This window comes from Pseudomonas sp. UBA7530 (assembly GCF_002479365.1).
Classification (GTDB): domain Bacteria; phylum Pseudomonadota; class Gammaproteobacteria; order Pseudomonadales; family Pseudomonadaceae; genus Aquipseudomonas.
Genome location: NZ_DLMS01000001.1, coordinates 567,134 through 591,864 on the forward strand (window position 1 = coordinate 567,134; position 24,731 = coordinate 591,864).

A 24,731-nucleotide genomic window follows, 5' to 3' on the forward strand; every position below is an offset into this window, starting at 1 on the left:
AGGCCACTAGACGAAGGGGACGCAAAACCCCTGATCGCGAATCGGTCAAACCGATTCTGGCACTCCCGAAGGAGTCGAGATTGGTGGAGCTAAACGGGATCGAACCGTTGACCTCTTGCATGCCATGCAAGCGCTCTCCCAGCTGAGCTATAGCCCCATCTCGAGGACGGGGCGCATGTTAAGAGCGCCCCGATTGGCTGTCAACAACATTTTTCCTGTTAGCCAAAAGTTTTTGCCACTAGAACAATTACTTAGGCCTCTCCTCGCAAAGCATAAGCCCCGACCGTGGGAGTAATGCCGTTCACTTAAGGCTGCATGCGTTTGGCTCCCCTCTCCCATTTATGGGAGAGGGGCTGGGGAGAGGGCTGAAAACACAGCAAGCTGCTAGTTTTTCCCCTCTCCGAACGCGGCCCGCCCTAACCCTCTCCCCAGAGGGGCGAGGGGACTGATCGTATTTGACCGTTCTAAAGTGAACAGAATTCCGACCGTGGGAGGCGCTACAGCGGCGACAAAATCAAATCCTTGCGGCTAAAGCCCCTCCCACAACTGCCCGCCTCAACTTAGCCGATGGCCGCTAGCAGCTTCTCCCACTCCTTGGCTTCCTTCTTCGAGGTGCCGCCGAGCAGTTCAAGCGCCTGACGCAGACGGAAGCGGGTCAGGTCCGGACCAAGGATTTCCATGGCATCGAGCACGGAAACCGAGCTGGCCTGCCCGGTGATGGCAGCGAACATCAGCGGCATGGCGTCACGCAGCTTCAGTTCCAGATGCTCGACCACGGCCTGGATGCAGCCGGTGATGCGCTCTTTTTCCCACTGACGCAGCGACTCGAGCTTCCACAGGATCAGTTGCATCAGCTGGCGCACCTGATCCGCCGAGAGTTTCTTGTGCTCGAACAGCTTGGCATCCAGGTTCAGCGCGCCGGAGAAGAAAAAGCCGGCCAGCGGTGCGATCTGGCTGAAGGTCTCCACCCTGCCCTGCACGTGCGGCGCGATTTTCATCAGGTACTCGGGGTTGAGCGCCCACTTCTGCACTTCGGCGGCAAAGGTCTCCACCGGCAGCTCGCGCAGCCACTGGCCGTTCAGCCAGGACAGTTTTTCCAGGTCGAAGATCGGCCCGCCCAGCGATACGCGGTTGATGTCGAAGTGTTCGATCATCTCGGCCAGCGAGAACTTCTCGCGCTCGTCCGGCATCGACCAACCCATGCGCCCCAGGTAGTTGAGCATGGCCTGCGGCAGGTAGCCCATGCGCTCGTAGAAGGTGATGCTGGTGGGGTTCTTGCGCTTGGACAGCTTGCTCTTGTCCGGATTGCGCAGCAGCGGCATGTAGCACAGCGCCGGCTGCTCCCAGCCGAAGTACTCGTAGAGCTTGATCAGCTTGGGCGCCGACGGCAGCCACTCTTCGCCACGCAGCACATGGGTGATGCCCATCAGGTGGTCGTCGACCACGTTGGCCAGGAAGTAGGTGGGCAGGCCATCGGCCTTCATCAGCACCTGCATGTCCATACGATCCCAGGGGATCTCGACGTCGCCACGGAGCATGTCCGGCACCACGCAGACGCCTTCGCTCGGCACCTTCATGCGCACCACGTGCGACTCACCCGCGTCGATGCGGCGCTGCGCCTCGGCTGGATCGAGGTGCATGCAATGGCCGTCGTAACGCGGGGTTTCCTTGTTGGCCATCTGCTGCGCGCGCACTTCATCGAGGCGCTCGGCGGAGCAGAAGCACGGGAAGGCGTGGCCTTTGGCGACCAGCTCGTCCGAATACTTCTTGTAGATTTCGCCACGCTCGCTCTGCCGATACGGGCCGTGCGGGCCGCCGACGTCCGGGCCTTCGTCCCATTCGATACCCAGCCAGCGCAATGCATCGAAAATCTGCTGCTCGGACTCGCGGGTCGAACGCAGCTGATCGGTGTCTTCGATGCGCAGGATGAACTGGCCACCGTGCTGGCGAGCGAAGCACAGGTTGAACAGTGCAATGTAGGCGGTGCCGACATGGGGGTCGCCGGTCGGCGATGGCGCGATACGGGTACGAACGGTGGTCATGAATGTTCTCGGAAGGAAGACACGAGGTTTGAATCAAGCGGGCGATGTTAGCAGGCCGACGGCCCCCGGCTCCAGCAGCCCGCCGCGGGTGATCGGCAGGCTGGCGATTAGAAAGTCGAGGAAGGTCTTGACCTTCATCGCCTGGAAACGCCGCGACGGATAGATGGCATAGACCTCGCCCACCGGCAAGCGCGCTTCGGGCAACAGCTCGATCAGGCGTCCGCTGCGCACCGCGTCCTCACTGATCATCACCGGCAGCCCGGAAATCCCGGCGCCCGCCAGGGTCGCCTCACGGGCGAAGGTGATGTTGTTGCAGGTCATCACCCGCTGACAGGGCAGGTTTTCACCCAGCAGCGGCCAATAGCGTGGCGCATCGTGCTGCAACAGAATTGCCCGGTGCCCTTCCAGCTCGGCGACGCCACGCGGCGTGCCATGCGCGGCCAGATAGGCCGGGCTCGCGCACAGGCGCCGGCCGCTTTCGAACAGCTTGCGCGCGATGAGGGTGGAATCCTGCGGCTGACCGACCTGGATGGCGATGTCCACGCCCTCCTCCAATGGATCCACCGAGCGCGAGGTCAGCTCCACCTCGGCGTCGATCTGCGGGTACTGACGCATGAACTCGCCCAGCACTCGCCCGAGAAAAAGCTGGCCGAATTCGATGGGTGAGGTGATGCGCAACAGCCCGGAGGGCTCGCGCTGCAGCTGCATCACCGCCTGCTCTGCCTCGGCGAAGTCGAGCATGATCTGCCGGCAACGCTCGTAATAGGCCTGCCCCACCTCGGTCAGACGCAACTTGCGCGTGGTGCGATTGAGCAGACGCACGCCGAGACGTTCCTCGAGCAAGGCGATGCGCCGACTCACCGTCGACTTCTGCATGCCCAGGCTGGTCGCAGCCTGGGTGAAGCTGTGGCATTCCACCACTCGGGTAAAGATCAGTGCGTCATCCAGCCCCATGATTGTTCCTCGTACGCAACAAAGCATGCCAAGCCTAGAGTCTACTAGCACAAAGGGAACACTGTTAAATTTACTTACATTTCTTTGTCGCATCCCGAGCCTCAAGCATGCCCGCAAAACTGCAACGCCGCCTTCTCGTCTTCGCAATCCTTCTCGCCCTTATCGTCGGTGCCCTGCTCGCTCAATGGCTGCTGGTCGGCCGCTATCACGAGAGCACTGACAACGCCTACGTACAGGGCGAGATAACCCGTGTCTCCAGCCAGTTGAATGCGCGCATCGAAAAGGTGCTGGTGCGCGACAACCAGCACGTGGAAGCCGGTGAGGTGCTGGCCGTGCTGGAAGACGCCGATTTCCGCCTGGCTCGCCAGCGCGCCCTCGCCGCTCTGGAAACCCATGAGGCCGAGCGCGCCCAGGCGCAGAGCAAGCTCGACCAGCAGGCCAGCCTGATTGCCGCCAGCCAGGCTGATGTTGCCGCCAGCCAGGCGACCCTCGATCGCTCCAAGCTCGATCTTGGCCGTGCCCAGACCCTGCGCAAGCCGGGTTATGTCTCCGAAGAACGCGTTACCACCCTGGCCGCCGACAATCGCGTGGCCCGCTCGCAAGTGGCCAAGGCCCAGGCCGACCTGCAGGCGCAGCGTCAACAGGTCGCCAGCCTGGAAGCCGAGCTCAAACGCCTGGACGCGCTCATTCTCTCCGCCCAAGCCGACCTGGAGCAGGCCGATCTCAACCTCTCGCGCACACAGATCCACGCACCGATCAGCGGCATGGTCGGGCAACGCTCGGCGCGTGAAGGCCAGGTGGTGCAGAGCGGCGCCTACCTGCTGTCGCTGGTGCCGGATCAGGACATCTGGATTCAGGCCAACTTCAAGGAAACCCAGATCGGCCGCATGCGCCCCGGGCAGAAAGCCGAGCTGCTGTTCGACAGCTATCCCGACACGCCCATCGAGGGCCGCATCGATAGCCTGTTCGCCGCTTCCGGCGCTCAGTTCAGCCTGCTGCCGCCGGACAACGCCACCGGCAACTTCACCAAGGTGGTGCAGCGCATCCCGGTCAAGCTGACCTTCGCCGCCGACAACCCGCTGCGCGGACTGATCCGCCCCGGCATGTCGGTGGAGGTCACCGTGGATCTGCGCAGCGAAGAACACCATGGCGGGTGATGCGCTGATCCGCGCGACGGCGGAGCCCAGTCGTCGCGACTGGATCGCGGTGATGAGCACCATGCTCGGCGCCTTCATGGCGGTACTGGACATCCAGATCACCAACTCCTCGCTCAAGGACATCCAGGGCGCACTGTCCGCCACGCTGGAGGAAGGTTCGTGGATTTCCACGTCCTATCTGGTGGCCGAGATCATCATGATCCCGTTGACCGCTTGGCTGGTGCAGTTGCTCTCGGCGCGACGCCTGGCGGTGTGGGTGTCGGTAGGCTTTCTGATTGCCTCGCTGCTGTGCTCCATGGCCTGGAGCCTGGAGAGCATGATCGTGTTCCGCGCCTTGCAGGGTTTTACCGGCGGCGCGCTGATTCCGCTGGCGTTCACCATGACGCTGATCAAGCTGCCCGAGCATCACCGCGCCAAGGGCATGGCCCTGTTCGCCATCACCGCTACCTTCGCCCCCTCCATCGGGCCGACGCTGGGTGGTTGGCTGACCGAGAACTGGGGTTGGGAATACATCTTCTACATCAATGTGCCGCCGGGCCTGATCATGATCGCCGGCCTGCTCTACGGCTTGGAGAAGAAGGCGCCGCACTGGGAGCTGCTGAAGACCACCGACTACGCTGGCATCGTCACCCTCGGCCTGGGCCTGGGCTGCCTGCAGGTGTTTCTCGAGGAAGGCCACCGCAAGGATTGGCTGGAGTCGCAGCTGATCGTCGGCCTCGGCAGCGTGGCACTGGTCAGCCTGATCCTGTTCGTCATCCTGCAGATATCCCGCCCCAACCCATTGATCAACCTGGGCGTGCTGCGCGAGCGCAACTTCGGCCTGGCCAGCATTTCCAGCCTGGGGCTCGGTGTCGGGCTGTATGGCTCGATCTATGTTCTGCCGCTGTACCTGGCGCAGATCCAGGGTTACAACGCCATGCAGATCGGCGAAGTGATCATGTGGATGGGCGTGCCGCAGCTGTTCCTGATCCCGCTGGTGCCCAAGCTGATGAAGGTCATCTCGCCGAAGTGGCTGTGCGCCCTGGGCTTTGCCCTGTTCGGTGCGGCAAGCTTCTACTCCGGCGTGCTCAATCCGGACTTCGCCGGCGAGCAGTTTCATCACATCCAGATTATCCGCGCGCTTGGCCAACCGCTGGTGATGGTCACCATCTCGCTGATCGCCACAGCCTACATCCTGCCGCAGGATGCCGGCTCCGCGTCCAGTCTGTTCAACATTTTGCGCAACCTGGGCGGCGCCATCGGCATCGCCCTGCTCGCCACCCTGCTCGATGCCCGCGCCAAGGTCTACTTCGACTACCTGCGCGAATCCATCGTGCCGACAAATCCACAGGTGGCAGAGCGCCTGCACCTGCTGACGCAAACCTTAGGCAGCGAGCAGGCGGCGCTGGCCAAGCTAAGCCAGATCGTCCATGAGCAAGCGATCATCATGGCCTACAACGACGCGTTCCATTTCATTGGCATCGCCCTGGGCGTAAGCATGCTGGCGATTCTTTTGACGCGAAAGCTGCCGCAGAACATGGCGGGTGGCGGCGCGGCGCATTGAGGCACGACCCGATCAATCGAACCCGAATGCACTCTTCGGCTGCGGCCCCTGTCTCCGTGGGAGCGGACTTGTCCGCGAATAGGTCCGGGAAAAGCTTCGCGGACAAGTCCGCTCCCGCAAATTAGCAACAACGCCGACCGCCATTCGCAGGAGCGAGCTTTGCTCGCGAATCCGGCTACCCGTACAGCGAACGCCCCCGTCGGCGGCCGCGCCTGCCCACTGTGGGAGCGGACTTGTCCGCGAATAGGCGCGGGAAAGCTTCGCGGACAAATCCGCTTCTACACTCGTAGCCCGGATGCAATCCGGGAATGGCGGCGTCAGACCTGCAACAACCGATCCCTGAGCTTCTGAATCTCGTCACGCATCTGCGCAGCAGCTTCGAACTCCAAGTCGCGCGCCAGGGCGTACATCTTCTCTTCCAGCTGGCGAATACGCTTGGTGATCTCGCTCGGCGAGCGCAGTTCGTTCTCGTAACGGGCGCTCTCCTCTGCCGCCTTGGCCATACCCTTGCGCTTGTTGCTGCGTGCGCCCGGCACCACGGCGCCTTCGAGGATGTCCTTGATATCCTTCTGCACGCCCTTGGGTACGATGCCGTTGGCCTCGTTGAAGGCGATCTGCTTCTCGCGACGTCGCTCGGTCTCGCCAATGGCGCGCTGCATCGAGCCGGTCATGTTGTCGGCGTATAGAATCGCCCGGCCGTTGAGGTTACGCGCCGCGCGGCCGATGGTCTGGATCAGCGAACGCTCGCTGCGCAGGAAGCCCTCCTTGTCCGCATCGAGAATCGCCACCAGGGCGACCTCGGGCATATCCAGACCCTCGCGCAGCAGGTTGATGCCCACCAACACATCGAAGGCGCCGAGGCGCAGATCGCGGATGATCTCCACCCGCTCCACGGTGTCGATATCCGAGTGCAGGTAGCGCACCTTGACGTCGTGATCGCCGAGATAGTCGGTCAGATCCTCGGCCATGCGCTTGGTCAGCGTGGTGACCAGCACGCGCTCGCCCGCTGCCACGCGCAGTCGAATTTCCGAGAGCAGGTCATCGACCTGGGTGCGCGCTGGGCGCACCTCCACTTCGGGGTCGACAAGTCCTGTGGGCCGCACTACCTGCTCGATCACCCGCCCGGCATGCTCGGCTTCGTAAGGTCCCGGCGTGGCGGAGACGAAGATGGTCTGCGGGCTGGCCGCTTCCCACTCCTCGAAACGCATCGGCCGGTTGTCCAGCGCCGACGGCAGGCGAAAGCCGTATTCCACCAGCGTTTCCTTGCGCGAGCGGTCGCCCTTGTACATGGCCCCGACCTGCGGCACCGAAACGTGAGACTCGTCGATCACCAGCAGCGCTTCGGCCGGCAGGTAGTCATACAGCGTGGGCGGTGGCGCGCCGGCTGGGCGTCCCGAGAGATAGCGCGAGTAGTTCTCGATGCCGTTGCAATAGCCCAGCTCGAGGATCATCTCCAGGTCGAAGCGCGTGCGCTGCTCCAGGCGCTGCGCCTCGACCAACTTGTTCGCCCCGCGCAGGTATTCCAGGCGCTGCTGCAACTCGACCTTGATATGCTCCACCGCCTCCAGCAGCGTATCGCGCGGGGTGACGTAGTGGCTCTTGGGGTAGAAGGTGAAGCGCGGCAGCTTCTGGATCACCTCACCGGTCAGCGGGTCGAAGGCGCTGATACTCTCCACTTCGTCATCGAACAGCTCGACGCGAATGGCTTCGAGATCCGATTCCGCCGGGAAGATATCGATCACATCGCCACGCACGCGAAAGGTGGCGCGTGCGAAATCCATGTCGTTGCGCGTGTATTGCAGCTCGGCCAGACGGCGCAGCAGCGCGCGCTGGTCCATCTTGTCGCCGCGGTCGAGGTGCAGCACCATTTTCAGGTACTCCTCGGGGCTACCCAAGCCGTAGATCGACGACACGGTGCACACCACGATGACGTCCTTGCGCTCGATCAGCGCCTTGGTCGCCGACAGGCGCATCTGCTCGATATGGTCATTGATCGAGGCGTCCTTCTCGATGAAGGTGTCCGACGACGGCACGTAGGCTTCCGGCTGGTAGTAGTCGTAGTAGGAAACGAAATACTCCACCGCGTTATTTGGGAAGAACGCCTTGAACTCGCCGTAGAGCTGCGCCGCCAGGGTCTTGTTCGGCGCCAGCACCAGCGTGGGCCGCTGCACCTTGGCGATCACATTGGCCACGGAAAAGGTCTTGCCCGAGCCGGTCACACCCAGCAGGGTCTGGTGCGAAAGCCCGGCCTCCAGCCCCTCGACCATCTGCCGGATCGCCTCGGGCTGATCGCCGGCAGGTTTGAAGCGGGTCACTAACTGAAACTCGGACATGCAGTACCTCGACAAATGGCTGTGACGCATTGATTCGGACTGCGTCAAAAGCCATGAATTGCGGGGCGATTCGGCGATAGGTCCAAGTAGAGTCGAATTACCTGGCAAAAGGCCTTAATTCAGGGCTTTGCGCTGTCGCCCCCTGGATTCAGGGTCGTTATACTAACGCCCCGTTTACGCGCCCCCTAGCGCTTTTGTCGGGGACGCCTGGCCTCCCACCCCTCACTCGAGTTGCCGCACCCATCATGAGTCTCTTCTCTGCCGTCGAAATGGCTCCGCGCGATCCCATCCTGGGCCTCAACGAAGCATTCAACGCCGACACCCGCAGCACCAAGGTCAACCTTGGCGTGGGCGTCTATTACAACGAGGAGGGGCGAATTCCGCTGCTGCGCGCCGTCGCAGAAGCCGAAAAGGCACGTATCGAGGCCCACGCACCGCGCGGCTACCTGCCGATCGAAGGCATCGCCGCCTACGACAAGGCCGTGCAGGAACTGCTGTTCGGCAAGGGCGCAGCCCTGATCGAAAGCGGCCGCGTGATCACCACCCAGGCCCTGGGCGGTACCGGCGCACTGAAGATCGGCGCCGACTTTCTTAAGCGCCTGCTGCCGGACGCCACCGTGGCCATCAGCGACCCGAGCTGGGAAAACCACCGCGCGCTGTTCGAGTCCGCCGGCTTCCCGGTGCACAACTACCGCTACTACGATCCGTTCAGCAACGGCGTAAACCGCGGCGGCATGCTCGAAGACCTGCGCAACCTGCCGGCCCGCTCCATCGTCGTGCTGCACGCCTGCTGCCACAACCCGACCGGCGTCGACCTGCAGCTGGAAGACTGGAAATCCGTGCTTGAAGTGCTGCGCGAGCGCGAGCACGTGCCATTCCTCGACATCGCCTACCAGGGCTTCGGTGACGGCATCGAGCAGGACGCCGAAGCCGTGCGCCTGTTCGCCGAATCGGGCCTGGAGTTCTTCGTCTCCAGCTCCTTCTCCAAGTCGTTCTCGCTGTACGGCGAGCGCGTCGGCGCCCTGTCGCTGGTCACCAGCAGCCGTGAAGAATCGACTCGCGTACTGTCGCAGCTCAAGCGCGTAATCCGCACCAACTATTCCAACCCACCGACCCACGGCGCCACCGTGGTCGCCAGCGTGCTCAACAGCCCTGAACTGCGCGCCATGTGGGAAGCCGAACTGGGCGAGATGCGCGACCGCATCCGCAGCATGCGCCTGGCCATGGTCGAGCAACTGGCCGCACTGGGCGCCAAGCGGGACTTCAGCTTCGTTGCCGAGCAACGCGGCATGTTCTCCTACTCCGGCCTCACCGTGGAGCAAGTGGAACGCCTGAAGGAAGAGTATGGCATCTACGCCGTCGGCACCGGCCGCATCTGCGTCGCCGCGCTGAACAAAGGCAACCTGGACAGCGTCACCCGCGCGATTCACGCGGTGCTGTAATCGCTGTAGGAGCGAATTTATTCGCGAATAAATTCGCTCCTACAGGTTTTGCGCTGCCAGGCGGCCATCAGGTTTTTTGCACTGCTGACTCAAAGGCCTCAGCCTGTAGCCAGCGTCTTTGCATGCTGCACCCTGTAGGAGCGGCTTCAGCCGCGATCCACCACAGCCGTCGCGGCTAAAGCCCCTCCCACGCACCAACCCGCCGAATTCTCCCATCCGAAGTCGCCACAAAGTGTTGACTTCCCCTTTTTAATCAGTAACATACGCACCGTTGTTCCGCGATAGCTCAGTCGGTAGAGCAAATGACTGTTAATCATTGGGTCCCTGGTTCGAGTCCAGGTCGCGGAGCCAAATTCAAGAACCCAGCCTAACCGCTGGGTTTTTTATTGCCTGCAGGACTCTCACCAGGGACTGCGTCCCAGGTTATTCGCTTCGCTCACCCCTCCGGGGCCGCGCTAAAGCGCGTTCAGCTACGCTGTCGAGTCCAAGTCGCGGAGCCAAACTCAAGAACCCAGCCTAACCGCTGGGTTTTTTATTGCCTGCGGACTCTCACCAGGGACTACGTCCCAGGTTATTCGCTTCGCTCACCCCTTCGGGGCCGCGCTAAAGCGCGTTCAGCTACGCTGTGGAGTCCAGGCCGCGGAGCCAAATTCAAGAACCCAGCCTAACCGCTGGGTTTTTATTGCCTGCGGACCCTCAGCAGGACCGACTAGGTCACTCACTGTACATCCAGGAGCCGCCAGGTCACGCTGGAGTATTGCAACACCAGAAGCATCCAGGCTGACCGTAGCCACCCGCGCATTGGCCGACCCGGCATTTTCAGTTTTGGGTTTCAGCCGCGGTTACAGCCAGAGAGAAGGAAGCAAGGACAGCAGACAGCAGACAGCAGACAGCAGAGTAAAAGACGTGCGCTCAACATAAGGCACACCCCTTGTTTATAAAAAAGCGAAAAAACATAGCCTCGCTCTTCAACTAGACGCTATATCCCAGCTGTCGGCCTCCAGCTCAATACTCACGATTTCTAAGATGAATCCAGTCCACGATCTCACCCTCAGGCACATAACCATGCACCGTTTCGCGCAACAGCACGCGCACACGCGTATAGTCATCCTCATCGACTGCTGCCAATAATTCCTGCAAACGTGCCTTGAGATCCTCCCAAGGCAACATATCCTCTTCCGCCCGCATGATCATCGGATGCTCGGTCGGTTTCACATCGTCGCCGATCAACAACTCCTCATAGAGTTTTTCACCCGGACGCAGTCCAGTAAAATCAATCGGAATATCGCCATGAGGATTCCGCTCATCTCGCACGCTCAGACCTGACAGGCGAATCATTTTTTCTGCCAAATCAGCAATCTTCACTGGCTCCCCCATATCCAGCACGAACACATCGCCGCCCTGCCCTAATGAACCCGCCTGAATGACGAGCTGCGCCGCTTCAGGAATGGTCATGAAGTAGCGGGTAATGTTCGGGTGCGTCACCGTGACCGGCCCACCCTGCTTGATCTGCTCTCTAAACAGCGGAATAACCGACCCGGAAGAACCCAGCACATTACCGAAACGCACCATGGTAAAACGCGTCTTGTTGACTTGGTGAACACCATGCTCCTGACCAAAGAGCAATGGTGCAGACTCACGGCTCAACGCCTGAAGCACCATTTCAGCCAACCGCTTTGTGCTACCCATGACATTTGTAGGCCGCACAGCCTTGTCGGTGGAGATAAGTACGAAGTTCGCTACGCCAGCTTTAATAGAAGCCTGCGCGGCATTGACGGTTCCCACCAGGTTATTCAGCACCCCTTCAGCTACGTTATGCTCGACCATGGGCACATGCTTGTAAGCCGCAGCGTGATACACAGTATTTACACGCCAGGTCTGCAGAATGTCGAACAGACGCTCGAAGTTCCGGATAGACCCAAGAATAGGCACCAGCCTGATAGGCAGCGACTCTCGCTCGATTCGCTGCTGCAATTCGCCATGAATACTGTAGAGATTGAACTCGCTGTGCTCGAAAAGCAGCAACGCATGAGCACCGCTCGCGAGAATCTGCCGACACAGTTCGGAACCGATGGAGCCGCCAGCTCCAGTCACCAAAACCACTTGGTTCTTGATGCAGCGCTGGAAGAGATCCTGGCGAGGCGGAACAGCATCACGACCTAGAAGATCAGCAATATCTACTTCTTGGATGTCCTCGACTTTTACCCGCCCACTTGCCAGATCGGTGAATCCCGGCACGCTTCGCACATGCAAAGCATAAGGCTCCAGCTTGTCGAGAATATCTCGCCTGCGCGCACGCGAGATAGAAGGCATAGCGAGCAAAATCTCATCAGCGCCCGTCTCGTCGATCATTTGTGGAATATGCTTTGGGGTATAAACGCGCAGTCCGGCGATCACACGATTGGCAACCCCGGCATCATCATCCACAAACGCCACGGGACGCATCGTGACACTCAAGCGCAAGGCGGCGAGCAGCTGATTACCCGCAGTACCGGCACCGTATATGGCTACTCGTGCTATTCCTTTACCAGAATCGACCTGCTGGCTCAGCGGATCCAGCCAATTGCCAATGAAGAACTGGCGCATCGCCAAACGCAAGCCGCCCAACAACAGAAGGCTAAGCCACCAATAATTGAAAACCATAGAGCGAGGCACTACCGCCGTCGGGCCGGTGTACCAGTAGACAGCAAGGGCCAATACCAGAGCCGATAAGGTAACCGCTTTGGCAATAGTCAGCAGCGCGTCGCTACCGACATAACGCATAACCGCCCGATACATCCCCATGCGAATGAAGATCGGCAACGCGATGAGTGGAGCAGTGATAAACAACCAACCATGGCCATCAAAGGGGCTAGCTGCAAAAAAGTCGCCCAACCTAACCGCGAACGACAGCCAAAGCGCAACCCAGATCAACAGCGTGTCAGCTGCCAATTGCAAAAAGCGCTTCTGCCGCCTGGGCAAAGCAATCAAAAACTCACGCACTAGTATCATCCTAAGGGATAACTGAAAAATAGAGCCAAATCGGTCAATAACGATACTGAAAGATGCAGCTAATCAAGCTCCAATCCGATCAATCGATTACCTTGCCATTCTCCAGCTATGCAAACAGTCTGTGAAGGCGTTTTCCCTCATTAAATACTGAGCTCCACCCAAGGCTCCGGCGCAAGCCTTAACGCAATAAAAGGGCAATTAGAGCAGAACATGCTCATCAAGAAATGTGCTCACTCGCCTGGACAGACGCCGCTCATATATACCAGTTGCTGGTAACTCGCGGCGGGGCTCTTGAGACCAACGGTTATACAACGAACAAGGCTTTTAAGTAACGACGAGAAGCGGCAATGTCACACCTTAGCGGCAGGTAAAGCGCCAGATGAGTGTAAGTAACCGGCGTGACTGACGCTATTTACTCACCGCCCTGTCGATTCGCACTTACTCACCAATCTCGCACTGAAGCTTATCTGGCACACCGAAACCATAACTCCTCCGGGCCGGCTTACCATCTGAGATCACTCATCCTCATTAACCCGATCACGCAGCTCCTTGCCCGGCTTGAAATGCGGCACGAACTTACCGTCCAGACGGACCGACTGACCGGTTTTCGGGTTACGCCCTACGCGCGGAGCACGGTAGTGCAGTGAAAAGCTGCCAAACCCACGAATCTCGATGCGATCCCCTGTCGCCAGGGCCTGGGACATTTGCTCCAGCATGGTCTTGATGGCCAGCTCGACATCCTTGGAGGACAGCTGACCTTGGTGAGTGACAATTCTTTCGATCAACTCCGACTTGGTCATGGTTTTCCCTTCTTTTTCAAGCGGCTAGAAGACTCGACGGTTTGGTTTTAGCACGCTGGTCAGCTTTTGAACAGTCTAAAAAACAAGGCGTTAGCGAGTTTCGGGGCTAGTTGTGCGAAGGGGCGCCTTATGCCTCCAAGCGAAGCCTCTCCAGCCAACTCATCGGCATCATTGGGCAACCGCCATTCTCCAAGGCGCGCGCCCTTAGAGGATCGTGGCTTGAAGGGATACAGAAACGAAAAAGGGCGGCCCGAGGGCCGCCCTATTCTTCGATGAATTACCCGAACTTAGTTCTGGTTTTCCATCTGAGCACGGATCAGATCACCAATGGTGGTCGGGCCGGTGCTTTCAACGTCCTGCTTGTTACGCAGTTCCTTCATCGCGTCCTTCTCGTCCTCGACGTCTTTCGACTTGATGGACAGGCTGATAACGCGGGACTTGCGGTCGACGCTGATGATCTTGGCTTCTACTTCGTCGCCTTCCTTCAGGACGTTGCGCGCGTCTTCAACGCGGTCACGGCTGATTTCGGAGGCTTTCAGAGTAGCTTCGATTTCGTTGCCCAGGTCAATGATGGCACCTTTGGCGTCTACTTCTTTCACAACGCCACGGACAATGGTGCCCTTGTCGTTGATGGAGACGTAGTTGCTGAACGGATCGTCTTCCAGCTGCTTGATGCCCAGGGAGATGCGCTCGCGCTCCGGGTCGACCGACAGGATGACGGTTTCCAGCTCGTCGCCCTTCTTGAAGCGACGCACGGCTTCTTCGCCGGCTTCGTTCCAGGAGATGTCGGACAGGTGAACCAGGCCGTCGATGCCGCCGTCCAGACCAATGAAGATACCGAAATCGGTGATCGACTTGATGGTACCGGAGATCTTGTCACCCTTGTTGAACTGACCGGAGAAGTCTTCCCACGGGTTGGTCTTGCACTGCTTGATACCCAGAGAGATACGACGACGCTCTTCGTCGATGTCCAGAACCATGACTTCCACTTCGTCGCCGACGTTGACGACCTTCGACGGGTGGATGTTCTTGTTGGTCCAGTCCATTTCGGAAACGTGTACCAGACCTTCAACGCCTTCTTCCAGCTCAGCGAAGCAGCCGTAGTCGGTCAGGTTGGTGACGCGCGCCATGACGCGGGTGTTTTCCGGGTAACGAGCCTTGATGGCAACCCACGGATCTTCGCCCAGCTGCTTCAGACCCAGGGATACGCGGTTGCGCTCGCGGTCGTACTTCAGAACCTTGACGTCGATCTCGTCGCCAACGTTGACGATCTCGGACGGGTGCTTGATGCGCTTCCAGGCCATGTCGGTGATGTGCAGCAGGCCGTCTACGCCGCCCAGGTCAACGAACGCACCGTAGTCGGTGAGGTTCTTGACGATACCTTTGACTTGCTGGCCTTCCTGCAGGGATTCCAGCAGAGCTTCGCGCTCGGCGCTGTTCTCGGCTTCCAGGACGCTGCGACGGGAAACGACAACGTTGTTGCGCTTCTGGTCCAGTTTGATGACCTTGAATTCCAGCTCTTTGCCTTCCAGGTGAGTAGTATCACGCACCGGACGGACGTCGACCAGGGAACCCGGCAGGAACGCGCGGATGCCGTTGACGTCAACGGTGAAGCCGCCTTTGACCTTACCGTTGATAACGCCCTTGACCACTTCTTCAGCGTTGAACGCAGCTTCCAGAACTAGCCAGGATTCAGCGCGCTTGGCTTTCTCGCGGGACAGCTTGGTTTCACCGAAGCCATCTTCAACCGCGTCCAGCGCAACGTGGACTTCGTCACCGACCTTGATGGTCAGCTCGCCTTGTTCGTTGAAGAACTGGTCGAGCGGGATGACGCCCTCGGACTTCAGACCGGCGTGGACGGTAACCCAGTCACCGTCGATGTCGACCACGATGCCGGTGATGATGGCGCCCGGCTGCATGTCGAGGGATTTCAGGCTTTCTTCAAATAGTTCTGCAAAGCTTTCGCTCATGTTGATTCCTGTTGATCAAGGGCGGGGATTCGCCCAAACCACATTCCAGACCATGTGGGTTCGTTCAAGTAAAAAGAGGCCTGCGGGACAGGGACTGGTCTCCCGCATGCCTCCTTGCGGACTCTTCGATTTAAAGCAACCGAAAGTCCTTACCCGGCGAGATCGCGATCGGCGACCTCACGCAGAATTCGTTCAAGCACTTGCTCGATGGAAAGTTCGGTGGAATCCAGCACGATCGCCTCGGCTGCCGGCTTCAGCGGAGCCACCGCACGCTGGGTGTCGCGCTCGTCGCGTGCCCGTATCTCATCGAGAAGACTCGCGAGGTTAACATTATCGCCCTTGGCCTTCAACTGCAGGTAGCGGCGGCGTGCACGCTCCTCGGCACTGGCAGTGAGGAAAACCTTGAGCGGCGCATCGGTGAACACCACGGTGCCCATGTCCCGCCCATCAGCCACCAAGCCTGGCATTTCCTGAAACGCCCGCTGACGCTGCAGCAGCGCTTCGCGCACCGCCGGCAACGATGCAACCATGGAGGCACCCGCACCCACCTGCTCATTGCGAATGGCATCGGTGACCTCTTCGCCCTCGAGAATGATGCGCTTGTCGATGAACTGCACATCCAGATGAGCGGCCAGCTGCTTGAGCGCTTCCTCGTTGGTCAGGTCGATGCCATGGTTGCCGGCCGCAAAGGCCAGCAGACGATAGAGCGCACCGGAGTCGAGCAGATTCCAGCCCAGCTGCTTGGCCAGCAGCGCGCAAAGCGTGCCCTTGCCTGACCCGCTCGGGCCGTCGACGGTGATTACCGGGGCGCTCATACCGTGCCCTCTTCGGCGACATTGATGCCCACCTCAGCCGCCAGGGCGAGGAAGTTGGGGAATGACGTCGCGACGTTGGCGCAATCGTGGATGCGGATCGGCGCACTGGCGCGCAGCGAAGCGACGCTGAAGGACATGGCGATGCGGTGGTCGCCATGCGCCCAGACTTCGCCGCCACCCATGGCGCCGCCTTCGATGATGATGCCGTCCGGGGTCGGCTCGGCCTTGACGCCCAGCGCAATCAGGCCGTCGGCCATGACCTGGATGCGGTCAGACTCCTTGACCCGCAGCTCTTCGGCGCCGCGCAGCACGGTGCGACCCTCGGCGCAGGCTGCTGCCACGAACAGCACCGGGAATTCGTCGATGGCCAGCGGCACCAGGTCTTCTGGAATATCGATACCCTTGAGCTTGGCCGCACGCACGCGAATGTCGGCCACCGGCTCACCGCCCACTTCGCGCTGGTTTTCCAGCGTGATGTCGCCGCCCATCAGTTTGAGGATATCGATCACGCCGGTACGGGTCGGGTTAATGCCGACGTGCTCCAGCACCAGCTCGGAACCTTCGGCGATGCTCGCCGCGACCAGGAAGAAGGCCGCCGAGGAGATATCAGCCGGCACCTCGATGCGCGTGGCGCTGAGCTTGTGCCCGGATTCAACGCTCGCGGTGCTGCCTTCCACGCTCACCGGGTAGCCGAAACCGCGCAGCATGCGCTCGGTGTGATCGCGGGTCGGCGCCGGCTCGGTGACCGAGGTACGGCCCGCAGCGTACAGGCCGGCCAGCAGCAGGCAGGATTTGACCTGGGCACTGGCCATCGGCATTTCGTAATCCATGCCGGTTAGGCGTTGACCGCCCTTGATGGTCAGCGGCGGGCGACCTTCCGGGCCGGTCTCGATCACCGCTCCCATTTCCCGCAACGGCCTGGCCACGCGGTTCATCGGACGCTTGGACAGCGAGGCATCGCCGGTCAGCGTGGTGTCGAACGGCTGCGCCGCCAGCAAACCGGAAAGCAGACGCATGGAGGTACCGGAGTTGCCCATGTACAGCGGGCCGGCCGGCGCCTTGAGACCATTGAGGCCAACGCCATGAATGGTCACCCGACCGTGATGCGGGCCCTCGATCACCACACCCATGTCGCGGAATGCCTGCAGCGTGGCCAGGGCATCTTCGCCTTCGAGAAAACCTTCCACCTCGGTGGTGCCTTCAGCCAGCGAACCCAGCATGATCGAACGGTGAGAGATGGATTTGTCACCAGGTACGCGGATACGTCCGGACAGGCTGCTACCAGGTTTTGCCAGGAAAATCAGATCGGTCGAGTGCATAGCGTCCACATAGGCCCTGCGGGCCAGAATTTTGCTGAAATGTTCGCGGGCAACGCGGGCACGAGTGAACACGCCCAGCAGTTGATGCCCATCCCCGGCGACGACCGCGTCGCGCAAGGCGTCGAGGTCGTCGCGAAACGTGTCCAGTGTGCGCAGCACCGCCTCGCGATTGGCGAGGAAGATATCGTGCCACATCACCGGATCACTGCCGGCGATCCGCGTGAAGTCGCGGAAACCACCAGCGGCATAGCGGAAAATTTCCAGGTTCTCGCTGCGCTTGGCCAGCGAGTCGACCAGAGTAAAGGCCAGCAAGTGCGGCAGATGGCTGGTGGCGGCGAGCACCTGGTCGTGATGTTCCACGTCCATCGACTCGACGTCCGCGCCCAACTCACGCCACAAGCCTTCGACCAGTGCCAGCGCCGCTTCGTCGCTTTGCTCGCAGGGCGTCAGGATCACCTTGTGACGGCGGAACAGCTCGGCATTGGCGGCTTCCACACCGCTCTGCTCGGACCCAGCAATAGGATGCCCAGGCACCAGACGCACGGCCTTGCCGGAAAACGCCAGGCGCGCAGCGCGCACGACATTGCCCTTGGCGCTGCCCACGTCGGTCAGCACGGCATTGCCCAGATCGAGCCTGGCCAGTTCAGCGAGCACCTTTTCCATGGCCAGGATAGGCACAGCCAACTGAATGACCTCTGCCCCCTGACAGGCGACGGCCAGGTCGCTTTCGCAGCGATCGACGACCCCCAACTGCACGGCCAGGCGACGCGACTCGGCGTCCAGATCGACACCCACCACCTCCCGACACAGGCCACGCTCACGCAGCCCCTTGGCGAAGGAACCACCGATCAGGCCAAGGCCGACCACCACCAGGCGGCCGATCTTAGGGGCGTTCGATTGCACTGCAGTGACAGTCACGCCGCCAGCACCTTGGCCAAGGCCTCCAGAAAGCGCGCGTTCTCTTTCGGCAGGCCGATGGAGACGCGCAGAAAGTTGGGCATGCGGTAACCGGCCATCGGCCGTACGATCACACCTTCACGCAACAACGCCTGGTTGATCGCAGCGGTATCGCGGCCGAAGTCGACGGCGATGAAGTTACCCTTCGATGCAATCCAGCTCAGCCCCAGCGCGCGCAAGCCTTCTTCCAGCTGCTGCATGCCGGCATCGTTGAGGCGACGGCTCTCGGCAAGGTAGTCGGCATCGGCCAACGCCGCGCAGGCTGCGGCCAGAGCGAGACTGTTGACGTTGAACGGCTGACGAACGCGGTTGAGCACATCGGCGATCGCGGGCGTGCTGATGGCGTAACCCACACGCAACGAAGCCAGGCCATAGGCCTTGGAGAAAGTGCGCGAAACCAGCAGGTTGGGATAGCGCGCCAGATAATCCAGGCCGTCCGGCAGCTCGTCGCCTTCGGCGTATTCGATATAGGCTTCGTCCAGCACCACCAGCACGGACTCCGGCACCTTGGCCAGGAAAGTTTCCAGCGCCTGCGGGCCGAACCAGGTACCGGTCGGATTATTGGGGTTGGCGATGAAAACCACGCGCGTGTTGTCATCGATGGCCGCGAGCATCGCCTGCAGGTCGTGACCGTAGTCCTTGGCCGGCACGTTCTTGCCCTGAGCACCGACTGCCTGGGTGGCAATGGGGTACACCGCGAAGGCGTAATCGCTGAACACGGCATTGAGGCCGGGCGCCAGATAGGCACGGGCGACCAGCTCAAGGATATCGTTGGAGCCGTTACCCAGGGTGACCTGCGCGGCATCGACACCATAGCGCGCCGCCAGCGCGGTCTTGAGGGTGAAACCGTTGCCGTCCGGATAGCGGGTCAGCTCGTCCAGCTCGGCACGGATCGCCGCCAGCGCCTTGTCGCTGGGGCCAAGCGGGTTCTCGTTGCTGGCCAGCTTGACGATGCCTGCCGGATCGAGCCCCAGCTCGCGGGCCAGTTCATCGACTGGCTTGCCGGGTACGTAGGGGGACAGCTTTTGCACGCCTGGCTGGGCCAGGGTCAGGAAATCGCAACTCATTACAAAACCTCATTGTCTCGACCGAGCGCCACAGGCTTCATAGGAGCGAATTCAGTCACGAATATCGCGGCTAAAGCCGCTCCTACAGGGACGCGGAGTTACAGCACCGCCTTCGGATAGGAGCCCAGCACCTTGAGCGCCACGGCTTCCTGGGCGAGCTTCTCCAGCACGTCCTTGATCAACGGATCACGGTGATGGCCGATGAAGTCGATGAAGAACACGTATGTCCACTTGCCGCTGCGCGACGGGCGGGTTTCGATGCGGGTCAGGTCGATGCCGTTGTTATGAAACGGCACCAACAGCTCATGCAGCGCGCCCGGCTTGTTGCGCATGGAGACGATGATCGAGGTCTTGTCATCGCCGGTCGGCGGCACTTCCTGGCTGCCGATGATGAGAAAGCGCGTGGAGTTGTCCGGACGGTCCTCGATCTTCTCGGCCAGCTTGGTCAGGCCATACAGGTTGGCGGCCATGTCGCCGGCGATGGCCGCACTGTTCCACTCGCTCTTCACCCGCTTGGCGGCGTCGGCGTTGCTGGAAACCGCCACGCGCTCGACGTTCGGGTAGTGCGCGTCCAGCCACTTGCGGCACTGGGCCAGAGACTGGGCGTGGGAGTAGATGCGGGTGATGTTGTCGGTCTTGGTACTCTCACCCACCAGCAGATGGTGGTGGATGCGCAGCTCGACCTCACCGCAGATGACCATGTCATGCTCGAGGAAGCTGTCGAGAGTATGGTTGACCGCACCCTCGGTGGAATTTTCCACGGGCACGACACCGAAGTTCACCGCGCCAGCGGCGACTTCGCGAAACACCTCGTCGATCGCAGCCATCGGCGTGCTGATCACGGCGTGCCCAAAGTGTTTGAGCGCCGCTGCCTGGGAGAATGTACCTTCCGGCCCCAGATACGCGACCTTGAGCGGATTTTCCAATGCCAGGCAGGAGGACATGATTTCGCGGAACAGCCGCGCCATTTCCTCGTTACCCAGCGGGCCCCGGTTGCGTTCCATCACACGCTTGAGCACCTGAGCTTCGCGTTCGGGACGGTAGAAGACCGGCGATTCGCCTTCCTTCAATTCCTTCATCTTCACCCGCGCCACTTCTTCGGCGCAGCGCGCACGGTCGCTGATCAGCTCGAGAATGCGCTCATCGAGATTATCGATGCGCACACGCAGCGCCTGCAGTTCCTGCTCCGACATATTAGCCGTGCTCCTTCTCGAACTCGGCCATGTAGGCCACCAGCGCCTCGACCGCATCCAGACCGACCGCGTTGTAGATGGAGGCACGCATGCCGCCTACCGAGCGATGGCCCTTGAGGTTGAGCAGACCGCGCTCATCGGCGCCGGCGAGGAAGGCCTTGTCCAGCTTCTCGTCAGCCAGGCGGAACGGCACGTTCATCCAGGAACGCGCGTTATGGGCGATGGGGTTGCTGTAGAAATCGCTGCCGTCGATGGTCTTGTACAACAGATCCTTCTTGGCGCGGTTGATGCGCTCCATGGCCTCGACGCCGCCCTGCTCCTTCAGCCACTGGAAGACCAGGCCGGACAGGTACCAGGAATAGGTCGCCGGGGTGTTGTACATCGAGCCGTTGTCGGCGGAGATCTTGTAGTCGAGCATGGTCGGGCAGCTGGAACGGGCGCGACCGAGCAGGTCTTCACGCACGATGACCACAACCAGGCCGCTCGGGCCGATGTTCTTCTGCGCGCCAGCGTAGATCAGACCGAACTGCGACACATCGAGCGAGCGCGAGAGAATGTCCGAGGACATGTCTACTACCAGCGGGGTATCGCCGACCTGCGGCACCCAGTCGAACTGCAGACCGCCGATGGTTTCGTTGCTGCAGTAATGCACGTAGGCGGCATCTTTCGACAGCTGCCAGTCGTTCTGCCCGGGAATGGCGAAATAGTCGTGCGCCTTGGCGCTGGCTGCGACGTTGATCGCGCCGTAGCGACGGGCTTCTTCGATGGCCTTCTTCGACCAGATGCCGGTCTCGACGTAATCCGCCACGCCGTCTTCCGGCAGCAGGTTCAGCGGGATTTCGGCGAACTGCTGGCTGGCACCGCCCTGCAGGAACAGCACCTTGTAGTCGTTGGGCACAGCGAGCAAATCGCGCAGATCCTGCTCGGCCTGGCTGGCAATGGCCACGTACTCGTCGCTGCGATGGCTCATCTCCATCACCGACAGGCCCTTGCCTTGCCAGTCGAGCATCTCGGCCTGGGCGCGTTGCAGTACAGCGGTCGGCAGCGCGGCCGGGCCGGCGCAGAAGTTAAAAGCTCGCTTGCTCACGTCTGTCTCTCTCAGATTCACAGAACGCCACCACCAGGCGATGGCATGTCACACCGCTTGCCGATGGGTATCGCTGCGCTCAACCCATCCCAGTTTCCGTGGGAGGCGCTTTAGCGGCGACAGTCGCGGCTAAAGCCCTTCCCACGGAGCCCAACTTTATTCCTCGCTGCCTTCCTCGGCATCGGCGACCGGTGCGTCGGCGCTTTCGGCGACTTCAGCACCCTCTTCACCTTCGACCAGTTCGTCCTCGTCCACCGGTGTCGGCTCCTGCACGCGCTCCAGACCGACCAGAGTCTCGTCCTTGGCCAGCTTGATCAGGGTCACGCCCTGGGTGTTACGGCCGGAACTGGAGACCTCGTCGACGCGGGTACGCACCAGGGTACCCTGGTCGGAAATCAGCATGATTTCCTCGCCGTTCTGCACCTGGATGGCGCCGACCAGCTTGCCGTTACGCTCGCTGGTGACCATGGCGATAACGCCCTGGCCGCCACGGCCGCGCCGCGGGAACTTGCCCAGGCCGGTGCGCTTGCCGAAGCCGCGCTCGGAAGCCGTGAGAATCTGTGCGCCAGACTCAGGGATCAGCATCGAGATCAGCTCCTGATCCTTGCCCAGGCGCATGCCGCGCACACCGCGGGCAGTACGACCCATGGTGCGCACCTTGCTCTCGGCGAAGCGCAGCACCTTGCCGGCATCGGAGAACAGCATGACTTCCTTGGCGCCATCGGTAATGGCGGCGGCGATCAGGGTGTCGCCCTCTTCCAGCTTCAGCGCGATCAGGCCGGCGCTGCGCGGACGGCTGAACTGCACCAGCGGAGTCTTCTTCACGGTACCGAACGCGGTGGCCATGAAGATGAAGGCGCCGGTCGGCTCGGCGACCAGTTCAGGGGTTTCGCCCTCGACTTCTTCGACTTCCTCGGCCTCGACCACCTCGGTGGCTTCGCCTTCGATCACCACGCCTTCGTCGTCCAGGTCCTCGTCGGCGCCAGCGCTCTGCTGCAGGGCCTCAAGGTCGATCTGCAGCATCGCGGTGATGCGCTCACCCTCGTCCAGCGGCAGCAGGTTGACCAGCGGACGACCGCGCGCAGTACGCGAGGCTTCAGGAATCTCGAAGGTACGCAGCCAGTACACCTTGCCCTTGCTGGAGAACAGCAGCAGGGTCGCGTGACTGTTGGCGACCAGCAGGTGCTCGACGTAGTCCTCGTCCTTCACACCGGTGGCGGACTTGCCCTTGCCGCCGCGACGCTGCGCCTCGTAGGCAGCCAGCGGCTGGCTCTTGGCATAGCCACCGTGGGAGATGGTGACGACACGCTCCTCCTCGGTGATCAGGTCGGCAATGGTCAGATCCAGACGCGAAGCGATAATCTCGGTGCGACGCTTGTCGCCGAACTCGGCCTTGACCTTCTCCAGCTCTTCGCGGATGACTTCCATCAGGCGCTCTGAGCTGGTCAGGATACGGATCAGCTCGCCGATCAGGGCGAGGATTTCCTGGTACTCGGACAGCAGCTTCTCGTGCTCAAGGCCGGTCAGGCGGTGCAGGCGCAGCTCGAGGATGGCCTGAGCCTGCTCAGGCGACAGGTAATACTTGCCATCACGCAGACCGTATTGCTCATCCAGCCCTTCCGGACGGCAGGAATCGGCGCCGGCGCGCTCGACCATGGCCTCTACGGCGCTGGATTCCCACGCCGCAGCGAGCAGGCGCTGCTTGGCCTCGGCCGGGGTCGGCGAGCTCTTGATCATTTCGATGACCGGGTCGATGTTCGACAGCGCAACGGCCTGACCTTCGAGGATGTGGCCGCGCTCGCGCGCCTTGCGCAGCTCGTAGACGGTACGCCGGGTCACCACCTCGCGGCGGTGACGGATGAACACCTCGAGCATGTCCTTGAGGTTCATGGTCTTCGGCTGACCGTCGACCAGCGCCACGACGTTGATGCCGAACACGCTCTGCATCTGGGTCTGGGCGTACAGGTTGTTCAGCACCACGTCCGGCACTTCGCCGCGACGCAGTTCGATCACCACGCGCATGCCGTCCTTGTCGGACTCGTCGCGCAGCTCGGTGATGCCTTCGATCTTCTTCTCTTTGACCAGCTCGGCGATTTTCTCGATCAGACGCGCCTTGTTCAGCTGGTACGGCAGCTCGGTGACCACCAACTGCTGGCGACCACCGACCTTGTCGATGTCCTCGACCTCGACGCGGGCGCGGATGTAGATGCGCCCGCGGCCGGTGCGATAGGCCTCGATGATGCCGGCGCGGCCATTGATGATCCCCGCAGTGGGGAAATCGGGGCCGGGGATGTATTGCATCAGCTCATCGACGGTCAGCTCGGCGTTATCCATCAGCGCCAGGCAGCCATCGATCACCTCGGTGAGGTTGTGCGGCGGGATGTTGGTGGCCATGCCCACGGCGATACCACTGGAACCGTTGACCAGCAGGTTCGGCACCTTGGTCGGCATGACGGCCGGAATCTGCTCGGTGCCGTCGTAGTTGGGCACCCAGTCGACGGTTTCCTTCTCCAGGTCGGCCAGCAGCTCGTGGGCCAGCTTGGTCATGCGCACTTCGGTGTATCGCATGGCCGCGGCGTTGTCGCCGTCCACCGAACCGAAGTTGCCCTGACCGTCGACCAGCAGGTAGCGCAGGGAGAAGTCCTGCGCCATGCGCACGATGGTGTCGTACACCGCGGTGTCGCCGTGCGGGTGGTATTTACCGATCACGTCACCGACCACACGGGCGGATTTCTTGTAGGGCTTGTTCCAGTCGTTGCCCAGTTCGCTCATGGCGTAGAGCACACGACGGTGGACCGGCTTCAAGCCATCGCGCGCATCCGGCAGCGCACGCCCGACGATCACGCTCATTGCGTAGTCGAGGTAGGACTGTTTCAGCTCGTCTTCGATATTGACCGGGAGGATTTCTTTGGCCAGTTCGCCCATGAGAAGCCTGGTTCCTTTTTCTGGTGAAACTCCGCGTCATTCTTCCGGAACGCCATGGAGCACGTCGCGATAGCGTCAGGCCATCAGCGACTCACGACAAATCAACGAGTTATGTCACGATTCGATGCAGTGAAGG

The 24,731-nt window shown here is 61.2% G+C and carries 15 protein-coding genes and 2 tRNA genes; 4 read left to right on the forward strand and 13 right to left on the reverse strand.

Annotation, left to right across the window (positions count from 1 at the left end):
- Positions 1-81: 81 nt before the first annotated feature.
- The 3 genes from B2U07_RS02745 to B2U07_RS02755 all read right to left on the reverse strand — a co-directional run bounded on the left by B2U07_RS02745 (position 82) and on the right by B2U07_RS02755 (position 2,996).
- Positions 82-157, reverse strand: a tRNA-Ala gene (locus B2U07_RS02745).
- A 403-nt stretch (positions 158-560) separates the two neighbouring features.
- Positions 561-2,042 carry a glutamate--tRNA ligase gene (gltX, locus tag B2U07_RS02750; protein WP_275544777.1) on the reverse strand — a complete coding sequence of 494 codons (1,482 nt, stop codon included), beginning with the start codon at positions 2,040-2,042 and terminating at the stop codon, positions 561-563.
- 33 nt (positions 2,043-2,075) lie between these two features.
- Positions 2,076-2,996, reverse strand: a complete 921-nt coding sequence (locus B2U07_RS02755) for a LysR family transcriptional regulator (protein ID WP_275544776.1) — start codon at positions 2,994-2,996, stop codon at positions 2,076-2,078.
- A 107-nt stretch (positions 2,997-3,103) separates the two neighbouring features.
- Between B2U07_RS02755 and B2U07_RS02760 the strand changes: the two genes are divergently transcribed.
- Complete coding sequence (locus tag B2U07_RS02760; RefSeq protein WP_275544775.1) at positions 3,104-4,153, forward strand: HlyD family secretion protein; 1,050 nt, start codon at positions 3,104-3,106, stop codon at positions 4,151-4,153.
- 49 nt (positions 4,154-4,202) lie between these two features.
- Entirely contained in the window at positions 4,203-5,696 is a 1,494-nt protein-coding gene (locus tag B2U07_RS02765; protein WP_296276271.1) for an MDR family MFS transporter, read from the forward strand.
- 317 nt (positions 5,697-6,013) lie between these two features.
- On the opposite strand, the gene uvrB is transcribed toward B2U07_RS02765, so the two are convergent.
- Positions 6,014-8,029: an excinuclease ABC subunit UvrB gene (gene uvrB, locus B2U07_RS02770; RefSeq protein WP_296275680.1), complete on the reverse strand. Its 2,016-nt coding sequence runs from the start codon at positions 8,027-8,029 to the stop codon at positions 6,014-6,016.
- A 245-nt stretch (positions 8,030-8,274) separates the two neighbouring features.
- Between uvrB and B2U07_RS02775 the strand changes: the two genes are divergently transcribed.
- Both B2U07_RS02775 and B2U07_RS02780 read left to right on the forward strand, forming a co-directional pair.
- The gene (locus B2U07_RS02775; protein WP_275544773.1) at positions 8,275-9,471 is read left to right on the forward strand and encodes an amino acid aminotransferase; all 1,197 of its coding nucleotides are present in this window, start codon (positions 8,275-8,277) and stop codon (positions 9,469-9,471) included.
- 275 nt (positions 9,472-9,746) lie between these two features.
- Positions 9,747-9,822: transfer RNA gene (locus B2U07_RS02780), tRNA-Asn, on the forward strand.
- 654 nt (positions 9,823-10,476) lie between these two features.
- Here the strand turns inward: B2U07_RS02780 and B2U07_RS02785 are convergent.
- From B2U07_RS02785 to gyrA, 9 genes are all read right to left on the reverse strand, one after another.
- Positions 10,477-12,462: a nucleoside-diphosphate sugar epimerase/dehydratase gene (locus tag B2U07_RS02785; RefSeq protein ID WP_275544772.1), complete on the reverse strand. Its 1,986-nt coding sequence runs from the start codon at positions 12,460-12,462 to the stop codon at positions 10,477-10,479.
- Between the two features lie 515 nt (positions 12,463-12,977).
- Positions 12,978-13,262, reverse strand: coding sequence for an integration host factor subunit beta (ihfB, locus tag B2U07_RS02790; RefSeq protein WP_003243558.1), 285 nt, complete (start codon positions 13,260-13,262; stop codon positions 12,978-12,980).
- 287 nt (positions 13,263-13,549) lie between these two features.
- A complete protein-coding gene (rpsA, locus tag B2U07_RS02795; protein ID WP_021445094.1) occupies positions 13,550-15,232 on the reverse strand; it encodes a 30S ribosomal protein S1 in 1,683 nt (560 codons plus the stop codon).
- A 149-nt stretch (positions 15,233-15,381) separates the two neighbouring features.
- Entirely contained in the window at positions 15,382-16,047 is a 666-nt protein-coding gene (gene cmk, locus B2U07_RS02800) for a (d)CMP kinase (protein WP_275544771.1), read from the reverse strand.
- The gene (locus tag B2U07_RS02805) at positions 16,044-18,284 is read right to left on the reverse strand and encodes a bifunctional prephenate dehydrogenase/3-phosphoshikimate 1-carboxyvinyltransferase (RefSeq protein WP_275544770.1); all 2,241 of its coding nucleotides are present in this window, start codon (positions 18,282-18,284) and stop codon (positions 16,044-16,046) included. The genes cmk and B2U07_RS02805 overlap by 4 nt, the downstream gene beginning before the upstream one ends.
- On the reverse strand, positions 18,281-19,390 hold the full coding sequence (hisC, locus tag B2U07_RS02810) for a histidinol-phosphate transaminase (protein ID WP_275544769.1): 1,110 nt from the start codon (positions 19,388-19,390) through the stop codon (positions 18,281-18,283). The genes B2U07_RS02805 and hisC overlap by 4 nt, the downstream gene beginning before the upstream one ends.
- Positions 19,391-19,488: 98 nt before the next feature.
- Positions 19,489-20,583, reverse strand: a complete 1,095-nt coding sequence (gene pheA, locus B2U07_RS02815) for a prephenate dehydratase (RefSeq protein ID WP_197859338.1) — start codon at positions 20,581-20,583, stop codon at positions 19,489-19,491.
- Position 20,584: 1 nt separating this feature from the next.
- Positions 20,585-21,670 carry a 3-phosphoserine/phosphohydroxythreonine transaminase gene (serC, locus tag B2U07_RS02820; protein WP_197859337.1) on the reverse strand — a complete coding sequence of 362 codons (1,086 nt, stop codon included), beginning with the start codon at positions 21,668-21,670 and terminating at the stop codon, positions 20,585-20,587.
- 156 nt (positions 21,671-21,826) lie between these two features.
- The gene (gene gyrA, locus B2U07_RS02825) at positions 21,827-24,595 is read right to left on the reverse strand and encodes a DNA gyrase subunit A (protein ID WP_275544768.1); all 2,769 of its coding nucleotides are present in this window, start codon (positions 24,593-24,595) and stop codon (positions 21,827-21,829) included.
- Positions 24,596-24,731 lie beyond the last annotated feature (136 nt).